8 protein-coding genes are annotated in these 9,116 nt (G+C 69.8%); all 8 read left to right on the top strand.

The window, feature by feature from the left end:
- Window positions 1–274: 274 nt before the first annotated feature.
- The 8 genes from H7K45_RS23360 to smc all read left to right on the top strand — a co-directional run bounded on the left by H7K45_RS23360 (window position 275) and on the right by smc (window position 9,045).
- The gene (locus tag H7K45_RS23360; RefSeq protein WP_443677454.1) at window positions 275–1,429 is read left to right on the top strand and encodes an IS30 family transposase; all 1,155 of its coding nucleotides are present in this window, start codon (window positions 275–277) and stop codon (window positions 1,427–1,429) included.
- A 271-nt stretch (window positions 1,430–1,700) separates the two neighbouring features.
- The gene (gene sepIVA, locus H7K45_RS23355; RefSeq protein ID WP_263998361.1) at window positions 1,701–2,438 is read left to right on the top strand and encodes a cell division protein SepIVA; all 738 of its coding nucleotides are present in this window, start codon (window positions 1,701–1,703) and stop codon (window positions 2,436–2,438) included.
- A gap of 66 nt (window positions 2,439–2,504) precedes the next feature.
- Window positions 2,505–3,128 (top strand): YceD family protein, encoded by a 624-nt coding sequence (locus tag H7K45_RS23350; protein ID WP_263998360.1) that lies wholly within the window; start codon window positions 2,505–2,507, stop codon window positions 3,126–3,128.
- Window positions 3,125–3,847, top strand: coding sequence for a ribonuclease III (rnc, locus tag H7K45_RS23345; protein ID WP_263998359.1), 723 nt, complete (start codon window positions 3,125–3,127; stop codon window positions 3,845–3,847). Before H7K45_RS23350 ends, rnc begins: the two co-directional genes overlap by 4 nt.
- Entirely contained in the window at window positions 3,840–4,715 is an 876-nt protein-coding gene (gene mutM, locus H7K45_RS23340) for a bifunctional DNA-formamidopyrimidine glycosylase/DNA-(apurinic or apyrimidinic site) lyase (RefSeq protein ID WP_263998358.1), read from the top strand. The genes rnc and mutM overlap by 8 nt, the downstream gene beginning before the upstream one ends.
- A 15-nt stretch (window positions 4,716–4,730) precedes the next feature.
- The gene (locus H7K45_RS23335) at window positions 4,731–5,138 is read left to right on the top strand and encodes an OsmC family protein (protein WP_263998357.1); all 408 of its coding nucleotides are present in this window, start codon (window positions 4,731–4,733) and stop codon (window positions 5,136–5,138) included.
- Window positions 5,135–5,419 (top strand): acylphosphatase, encoded by a 285-nt coding sequence (locus H7K45_RS23330; RefSeq protein ID WP_263998356.1) that lies wholly within the window; start codon window positions 5,135–5,137, stop codon window positions 5,417–5,419. Before H7K45_RS23335 ends, H7K45_RS23330 begins: the two co-directional genes overlap by 4 nt.
- Window positions 5,420–5,445: 26 nt before the next feature.
- Window positions 5,446–9,045, top strand: coding sequence for a chromosome segregation protein SMC (gene smc, locus H7K45_RS23325; protein WP_263998355.1), 3,600 nt, complete (start codon window positions 5,446–5,448; stop codon window positions 9,043–9,045).
- Window positions 9,046–9,116 lie beyond the last annotated feature (71 nt).

Here is a 9,116-nt window from a genome sequence, read left to right as displayed (position 1 = left end):
GGCGGACTCAAGTGGTCGCTGCAACACCTGATTGGTTGAGGGGTGTTGTTCGATGGGGTTTCGCAAGCACGGCAGCAAAACGGTTCCCGCGGCGGCGCGCGGGGTGTTTCTGGAGGCGTTGAGGTCGGGGTTGTCGCAGTCGGCGGCGGCCACGGTGGCGGGGGTCCACCGCTCGACGGGTCAGCAGTGGGCCAAGGCCGCCGGCGTCGCCGCCGATCCCGCGCAGTGTGGGGTCCACTTCTCCGCCGCGGCGNGGGAGGCGTTCTGGGTCGCGATGCACGCCGGGGCGTCGACCACCGACGCCGCACGTGGGGCTGGCGTGTCGGAGAACGCTGCGGTGCGCTGGGTGACACACGCTGGGTATGTGCCCAGGACCCCGATGCCGACCGTGATGGGCTTCGAGCAGTCGCGGCGTCCGCGGGCGCCGCTGTCGTTCACCGAACGCTGCCGACTCGAGCAATTGCTCGAAGACGGCGTCTGCTCGCAGCGAGCCGCCGAACTGCTCGATCGTCACCGCGCCACCGTGCAACGCGAGGTCATCCGGGGCGCGACCAGGGCGGGGTATCGGGCCAGGGTCGGCCAAGACGTCGCCGACGGACGTCGCGCCCGACCCAAACAGCGGATACTGGCCAACAACCCGGCACTGCTGTCGGAGGTTCTGCACGGGTTGGAGCACAAGTACAGCCCCGAGCAGATCGCCGGTCGGTTGCGGCGAGACTTCCCCGAGGATCCGGAGATGTGGGTGTCACACGAAACGATCTATCAGGCTCTCTACGTCCAACCCCGCGGTGAGCTTGCCAAGCTGGTCAAGACCGCGTTGCGCACTGGTCGCACACGCCGAAAGCCGCACGGCCGCACGGCTACCGACGCACGGGGCAAGCTCCCGAACATGGTCAACATCAGCGAGCGTCCCGCCGAGGCCGACGACCGTGCGATCCCGGGCCATTGGGAAGGCGACCTCATCGTGGGCGGCACCGCGACGAGCTCGGCGATCGGCACCCTGGTCGAACGCACCACCGGGTTCGTGGTCCTGCTGCACCTGCCTGGGGACCGCACCGCGGCCACTCTCGCCGCGGCGATGACCGACAAGATCCCCGACATCCCCGAGGTTCTGCGCCGCTCGCTGACCTGGGACCAGGGCCGCGAGATGGCGCTGCACACCGCGATCACCGAAGCCACCGGACTGCCGATCTACTTCTGCGACCCGCACTCGCCCTGGCAGCGGGGCACCAACGAGAACACCAACGGCTTGCTGAGGCAGTACTTCCCCAAGGGCACCGACCTGTCGTTCTACGGACCCGGCTGGCTCGACGAAGTCGCCGCCGAACTCAACGCCCGACCCCGCAAACGCCACAACTGGGCAACCCCAGCCGAAGAACTCCACCGACTACTCTCGAATCCGTCCACATACGTTGCAGCGACCGCCTGAATCCAAGAAGTCGCCGCCGAACTCAACGCCCGACCCCGCAAACGCCACAACTGGGCAACCCCAGCCGAAGAACTCCACCGACTACTCTCGAATCCGTCCACATACGTTGCAGCGACCGCCTGAATCCAAGCGTCGGGATCGCGATCTCACAGCACACTCGGGAGGGTGAGGGACGGGGAACGGATGTGCGACTCACCGGCGTGGCGTACCGAGTCACACGAGTAACACCAGGCACACTGGTAACGACCAACTAGGCCGGGAGGGTGTTGCCGTGTACCGAGTATTTGAGGCGCTCGACGAACTCGGAGCGATCGTCGAGGAAGCCCGCGGTGTGCCGATGACGGCCGGCTGCATGGTGCCCCGCGGCGACGTGCTCGAATTGCTGGACGACATAAAGGACGCCATCCCCGGCGAACTCGACGACGCACAGGACGTGCTCGACGCCCGCGACGGCATGTTGCGCGACGCCAAGGCGCACGCCGACTCGATGGTCGCCAACGCGACCGCCGAGGCCGACTCGCTGCTCAACCACTCCCGCGGCGAGGCCGACCGCATCCTGGCCGACGCCAAGGCGCAGGCCGACCGCATGGTCGCCGAGGCGCGCCAGCACAGCGAACGAATGGTAGGCGAGGCCCGCGAAGAGGCCACCCGCGTGATGTCGACCGCCAAGCGCGAGTACGAGGCCAGCACCGGACGGGCCAAGGCCGAGGCGGATCGCCTCATCGAGAACGGCAACCTCTCCTACGAGAAGGCCGTCCAAGAGGGCATCAAGGAACAGCAGCGGCTGGTCTCGCAAACCGAGATCGTCCAGACCGCGACCGCGGAGGCGACCCGACTGATCGACACCGCCCACGCCGAGGCCGACCGCCTGCGCGGGGAGTGCGACATCTACGTCGACAGCAAGCTCGCCGAGTTCGAGGACTACCTCAACGGCACGCTGCGCTCGGTCGGACGGGGACGCCATCAGCTGCGGACCGCCGCCGGCACCCACGACTACGCGCAACGGTAGACCCGCCCGACCGTCCCGGGTCCGAGCGGATTCGGGCCGGTGGGGCCACCGCCGTAAGATCGACGAATGGCCGGATCGAAGAACGGCGCCCGGGGCGGCGCCTGGGGCAACCGCAAAACGCCCTTCGTGCTCGACGTTTCGCGACTCGGCATGCGGCCCGGCTCGATGATCACCTTCGCCGAGACGGTGCCCGCGCCGTCGCGCATCGGCGTCGAACTGATCGCCATCCCCGAGGGCGCACCGGTGACCATGGATCTACGCCTGGAATCGGTCTCCGAGGGCGTCCTGGTCAGCGGGCCGGTCTCGGCGCCTACCAGCGGTGAGTGCGCCCGCTGCCTGACCCCGGTGTCGGGCGAGGTGGAGATCTACCTCACGGAGCTGTTCGCCTACCCCGACAGCACCACCGAGGCGACCACCGACGAAGACGACGAGGTCGGACGCGTCGTCGACGACACCGTCGACCTCGAACAGCCCATCATCGACGCCGTCGGCATGCAGCTGCCCTTCTCACCGCTGTGCCGGGAGGACTGCCCGGGGCTGTGCACGGAGTGCGGAGTGCCCCTGGCCGACTTCGAGAACGACCCCGAACCGCACCGACACGACGTCATCGACCCCAGGTGGGCCAAGCTCGCGGCCATGACGACCTCCGACGACGACCAGCCGGATCCGGCCGCCGGGGATCGCGAGTGACGGTCGACCGCACACCGCTGCTCGACGCCCTCGGGGTCGACCTCCCCGACGACCTGCTGACCCTGGCGTTGACGCACCGCAGTTACGCCTACGAGGCCGGCGGCCTGCCCACCAACGAGCGGCTCGAATTCCTTGGCGACGCCGTGCTGGGATTGGTGATCACCGCCGAGATCTTCACCAAGTACCCCGACCGCAGCGAAGGCGAACTGGCCAAGCTGAAGTCCGCCGTGGTGAACACCCAGGCGCTCGCCGGCATCGCCAGGACGCTGACCCCCGACGGCCTCGGCGCCTACCTGCTGCTCGGGCGCGGCGAGATGGGCAGCGGCGGCGCACACAAGGCCAACCTGCTCGCCGACGCGGTGGAGTCACTGCTCGGCGCGACCTACGTCCAGCACGGCCACGAGGTCGCCCGCGACGTCGTCATCCGCCTGTTCTCCGGTGTGCTCGACGCCGCGGCCAACCTCGGCGCCGGTCTGGACTGGAAGACCAGCCTGCAGGAACTGGCCGCGCTCCGCCGCCTCGGCGTGCCCGCGTACGTCGTCACCTCGACCGGGCCCGAACACGACAAGCACTTCAGCGCCCGCGCCGTCGTCGGCGAGGACGACTACGGCCACGGCGAGGGCCGCACCAAGAAGGAGGCCGAGCAGCAGGCGGCCGCCGCGGCCTACGCGGCGATCGAGGCGTCGAGCACCAACGGCGAGCCCTTACGGGATGCCTGAGCTACCCGAAGTCGAGGTCGTTCGGCGCGGTCTCGCCGCCCACGTCGTCGGGCGCACCATCACCGCGGTGCGGGTCAACCACCCCCGCGCCGTGCGCCGACACCTCGAAGGCCCGACCGATCTGACGGCCCGGCTACTCGACAACGTCATCACCGGCACGGGGCGCCGCGGCAAGTACCTGTGGCTGACCCTGGGCAGCGGCGAGGCCCTCGTCGTGCACCTCGGCATGAGCGGCCAGATGTTGCTCGGAGAAGTCGCCAAGACCGAGCACCTGCGCGTCGCCACGCTGCTCGACGACGGTACGGCCATGAGCTTCGTCGACCAGCGCACCTTCGGCGGCTGGATGTTGACCGATCTGGTCACCGTCGACGGGACCGAGGTGCCCGTCCCCGTCACCCACGTCGCCCGCGACCCGCTCGACCCTCGCTTCGACCGGGCGGCCGTGGTGAAGGTGTTGCGGCGCAAGCATTCCGAGATCAAGCGCCAACTGCTGGACCAGACCGTGGTGTCGGGCATCGGCAACATCTACGCCGACGAGTCGCTGTGGCGGGCCAAGGTCAACGGCGCCCGCATCGCCGAGACCTTGAGCGCGTCGACGTTGGCCGCGCTGCTCGGCCACGCCACCGACGTGATGACCGACGCCCTCGGTCAGGGCGGCACGTCGTTCGACTCGCTCTACGTCAACGTCAACGGCGAGTCCGGTTACTTCGACCGGTCCCTGGACGCCTACGGCCAAGAGGGCCTGCCGTGCCGGCGGTGCGGCACGGCCATCGTCCGCGAGAAGTTCATGAACCGGTCGTCCTACTACTGCCCGAAGTGCCAACCGAAACCGCGCCGATCACGACCGCGCCTGCCACCAGCCAACTAGGAGACGAGACACGCCATGACCGAACTATGGGTCGAGCGCACCGGGGTGCGCCGCTACACCGGCCGCAGCAGCCGAGGAGCCGAGGTGCTGGTCGGCTCCGAGGACGTCGACGGCGTCTTCACCCCCGGCGAGCTGCTCAAGATCGCCCTCGCCGCGTGCAGCGGCATGAGCAGTGACCACCCTCTGCGGATGCGGCTCGGCGACGACTACCCGGCCACCATCCGCGTCAGCGGGCCTGCCGACCGCGAGCAGGAGCTCTACCCGCTGCTCGAGGAGAAGCTGGAGGTCGACCTGTCGGGGCTCTCCGAGGTCGAGGTGCAGAAGCTCAAGACCATCGTCGAGCGGTCGATCGACAAGGTCTGCACCGTCGGCCGCACCCTCAAGGCAGGCACCGAGGTGACCTTCGAGGTCACCCCCACGTGACGCCGACGCCCGAGGTCCGCCTCGACGCGTGGGTGCACGGCCACGTCCAGGGCGTCGGGTTTCGGTGGTGGACGCGTTCGCGGGCACTGGAACTCGGGCTGACGGGGTACGCGGCGAACACGGCCGACGGTCGCGTGCACGTCGTCGCGCGCGGCCCCCGCGCCTCGTGCGAGCGGCTGCTCGAACTGCTGCGCGGCGGTGCCACGTCGGGCAGCGTCGACCTGGTCGTCGACGACTGGTCGGCGCCCGGCGAGCCGATCGAGGGCTTCACCGAGCGGTAGCAACCTCGCAGGTAAGCTCGCACGTCATGCATCTGAAGAGTCTGACGCTGAAGGGCTTCAAGTCCTTCGCCTCGCCGACGACTCTTCGCTTCGAACCGGGCATCACCTGTGTGGTCGGACCGAACGGGTCGGGCAAGTCCAACGTCGTCGACGCCCTCACCTGGGTGATGGGCGAGCAGGGGGCCAAGACCCTGCGCGGCGGCAAGATGGAGGACGTCATCTTCGCGGGCACGTCCTCGCGCGCACCCCTCGGCCGGGCCGAGGTGACCCTGACCATCGACAACTCCGACAACGCGCTGCCCATCGAATACTCCGAGGTGTCGATCACCCGCCGGATGTTCCGCGACGGCGCCGGTGAATACGAGATCAACGGCAGCAGTTGCCGGCTGATGGACGTCCAGGAGCTGCTGAGCGACTCCGGCATCGGGCGCGAGATGCACGTCATCGTCGGCCAGGGCAAGCTCGCCGAGATCCTCGAATCGCGGCCGGAGGATCGTCGCGCGTTCATCGAGGAAGCTGCAGGCGTGCTCAAGCACCGCAAGCGCAAGGAGAAGGCGGTCCGCAAGCTGGACTCCATGTCGGCGAACCTCAACCGTCTAACCGACCTGACCACCGAGTTGCGGCGCCAACTCAAACCGCTCGGACGCCAGGCCGAGATGGCGCGGCGTGCGCAGACCATCCAGGCCGACCTGCGCGACGCGCGGCTTCGGCTGGCCGCCGACGACCTCGTCGCCCGGCGTACGGAGTTCAACGACACCAATCAGGCCGAGACGACGCTGCGACGCGAGCACGACGAGGTCACCACCCGGCTGGAGACGGCGACCTTCGAGCTCAGCGCCCACGAGTCGGCCGTGGCCGACCTGAGCGGCCGGGCCGAGGCCGCGCAGCAGACGTGGTTCCGGCTGTCGGCGCTGGCCGAACGCGTCAGTGCCACGGTGCGGATCGCGAGCGAGCGCACGCAACTGCTCGACGCCGACGTCGAGGCGTCCACGGGTCCGGACCCCGACGAGCTCGACGCCGAAGCCGAGATGGTCGCCGAACACGAGCAGGAACTGCTCGCCGACCTCGCGGAATGCCGTGCCAGGCAGGAAGCGGCACGTGCCGAACTGAGCGAACGCGAACGCCTGGCCGCCGAGGCCGAGCGCGCGCACCTCGCTGCGGCCCGTGCCGAGGCCGACCGCCGCGAGGGGTTGGCGCGACTGTCCGGTCAGGTCGACACCATGCGGACCCGGGTGGAGTCGATCGACGAGGGCGTCGCCCGGCTCACCGTCAGCCTCGAGGAATCCGCACTGCGCGTCGAACAGACCAGGACGGCCTTCGAGACCGTGCAGGGTCGCGTCGGCGAACTCGACGAGGGCGAGGTGGGCCTCGACGACCAGCACGACCGCACCGTCGCCGCCCTGCGTCTGGCCGACGAGCGGGTCTGCGAGCTGCAGGCCGGTGAACGCGCCGCCGAACGCCAGGTCGCCTCGCTGCGGGCGCGCATCGACGCCCTCAGCGTCGGGTTGGACCGGCGTGACGGCGCCGCCTGGCTGCAGAAGAACCACGAGGGTTCGGGCCTGCTCGGTTCGGTGGCCACGATGCTGCGAGTCCGCTCCGGCTACGAGGCGGCCGTCGCGGCCGTCCTGGGGTCGGCGGCCGACGCGGTCGCCGCCGACAGCTTCGGCACGGCACGGTCGGCAGTGGCGGCGCTCAAGGCCGCCGACGGCGGGCGGGCCGCCATCGTCATCGGCGACTGGCCGGAAGTCGTTGCCGCGCAAGGCTCGTCGGAGGTAGACCTGCCCGCCGACACCATCTGGGCGGTCGACCTCGTCGAGCCGTCGCCCCGCCTGCGCGGTGCCGCGGCGGCCATGCTCGCCGACGTCGTCGTCGTGCCCGACCTGACGGTCGCCCTCGACGTGGTCGCCCAGCGTCCCAGACTGCGCGCGGTCACCACCGACGGCGATCTGGTCGGTGCGGGCTGGCTGACCGGCGGTTCGGACCGCAAGCCGAGCACCCTGGAGATCACCGGCGAGATCGAGAAGGCACGTGCCGAGCTGGAGGCCGCCGAGCGGCAAGTCTCGGAACTGTCCGCCGCGCTGTCCGGCGCGCTGGCCGAACAGGCTGCCCGCCGCGACGCCGCCGAGGATGCCCTCGCGGCGCTCAACGAATCCGACGCCGCGATCTCGGGAATCTACGAACAGCTCGGCAGGCTCGGCCAGGAGACGCGGGCCGCCGAGGACGAGTGGCGGCGACTCAACGAGCAGCGCAACGAACTCGAAGCGGGCCGGATGAAGACCGTCGAGGAGATGACGGCGCTGGAGGAACGGCTGCGCAATGCCCAGGAGGTGCCCACCTTCGACTCCGAGCCGGTCGACCGCCAGGAGTCGGTGGCGGCCGCCGAGGAGGCCAGGACGGCGGAGTTCGAGGCACGCCTGGCGGTGCGCACCGCCGAGGAGCGCGCGAATGCCGTTCGCGGACGGGCAGATTCGCTGCGCCGGGCCGCCACGGCCGAACGCGAGGCCCGGCTGCGGGCCCAGCGGGCGCGCGTCGCGCGCGAACACGCTGCCGCCGTGGCCGCGGCGGTCGCCGAGTCGGGTCGGCTGGTCGCCGCCCGGCTGTCGACTGCCGTCGCCGTCGCCGGTCGCACCCGCGACGGACTGGCCGCCGAGCGCGGCCATCGCGTCGAAGCGCTCGACCGCGTGCGCCTCGATGTCAACGAACTCAGCGTCAGGATCACCGCGCTGACCGATTCCCTGCACCGTGACGAGGTCGCCAAGGCCCAGGCGGCGATGCGCATCGAGCAACTCGAGCAGCAGGCGCTCGAACAGTTCGGCATGGCGACCGACGACCTCGTCGCCGAGTACGGCCCGCACGTGCCCCTGCCGCCGACCGAGCTGGAGATGGCCGAGTACGAGCAGGCCAAGGAGCGCGGCGAGCAGGTGACTGCGCCCGCGCCGATGCCCTTCGACCGCCCCACCCAGGAGCGCCGTGCCAAGAAGGCCGAGCGGGAGCTCGTCGAACTGGGACGGGTCAACCCCCTCGCGCTGGAGGAGTTCGCGGCGCTCGAGGAGCGCTACACGTTCCTGTCCACGCAGTTGGAGGACGTGAAGGGTGCCCGCAAGGACCTCCTCGACGTCATCACCGACGTCGACGACCGCATCCTGCAGGTCTTCACCGAGGCCTACGCCGACGTGGAACGCGAGTTCACCCAGGTGTTCGCGACGCTGTTTCCCGGCGGCGAGGGCCGTCTGGTGCTGACCAATCCGTCGGACATGCTCACCACCGGCATCGAGGTGGAGGCCCGGCCGCCCGGCAAGAAGATCAAGCGACTGTCGCTGCTCTCCGGTGGCGAGAAGTCCCTGACGGCGGTCGCCATGCTGGTGGCCATCTTCCGGGCACGGCCGTCACCCTTCTACGTCATGGACGAGGTCGAGGCCGCCCTCGACGACGTCAACCTGCGCCGCTTGATCAGTCTCTTCGAGCAGCTTCGCGAGGTGTCGCAGCTCATCGTCATCACCCACCAGAAGCCGACCATGGAGATCGCCGATGCGCTCTACGGCGTCACGATGCGCGAGGACGGCATCACGACCGTGATCTCCCAGCGGATGCGCGGCCAGGAACTGGTGACCACCTCGCCGTCCTGACGGCTTGGGGCCACCGGGCTGGGGGCGGCGGTCACCCACCCTGAGACAATGACCCGGTGACACAAGGTCAG

It is taken from the genome of Mycobacterium yunnanensis, from assembly GCF_025823185.1.
In the GTDB taxonomy this organism is placed as follows: Bacteria; Actinomycetota; Actinomycetes; order Mycobacteriales; family Mycobacteriaceae; genus Mycobacterium; species Mycobacterium yunnanensis.
The sequence above is the reverse complement of the archived record's forward strand: the minus strand, read 5'-3'. Positions and strand labels throughout refer to the sequence as shown.

What these genes read in the sequence shown, in the direction of transcription:
- H7K45_RS23360 (WP_443677454.1), top strand. Translation starts at nt 275, where the DNA reads ATGCACGCCGGGGCGTCGACCACCGACGCCGCACGTGGGGCTGGCGTG.
- smc (WP_263998355.1), top strand. Translation starts at nt 5,446, where the DNA reads ATGCATCTGAAGAGTCTGACGCTGAAGGGCTTCAAGTCCTTCGCCTCG.
- mutM (WP_263998358.1), top strand. Translation starts at nt 3,840, where the DNA reads ATGCCTGAGCTACCCGAAGTCGAGGTCGTTCGGCGCGGTCTCGCCGCC.
- H7K45_RS23350 (WP_263998360.1), top strand. Translation starts at nt 2,505, where the DNA reads ATGGCCGGATCGAAGAACGGCGCCCGGGGCGGCGCCTGGGGCAACCGC.
- H7K45_RS23335 (WP_263998357.1), top strand. Translation starts at nt 4,731, where the DNA reads ATGACCGAACTATGGGTCGAGCGCACCGGGGTGCGCCGCTACACCGGC.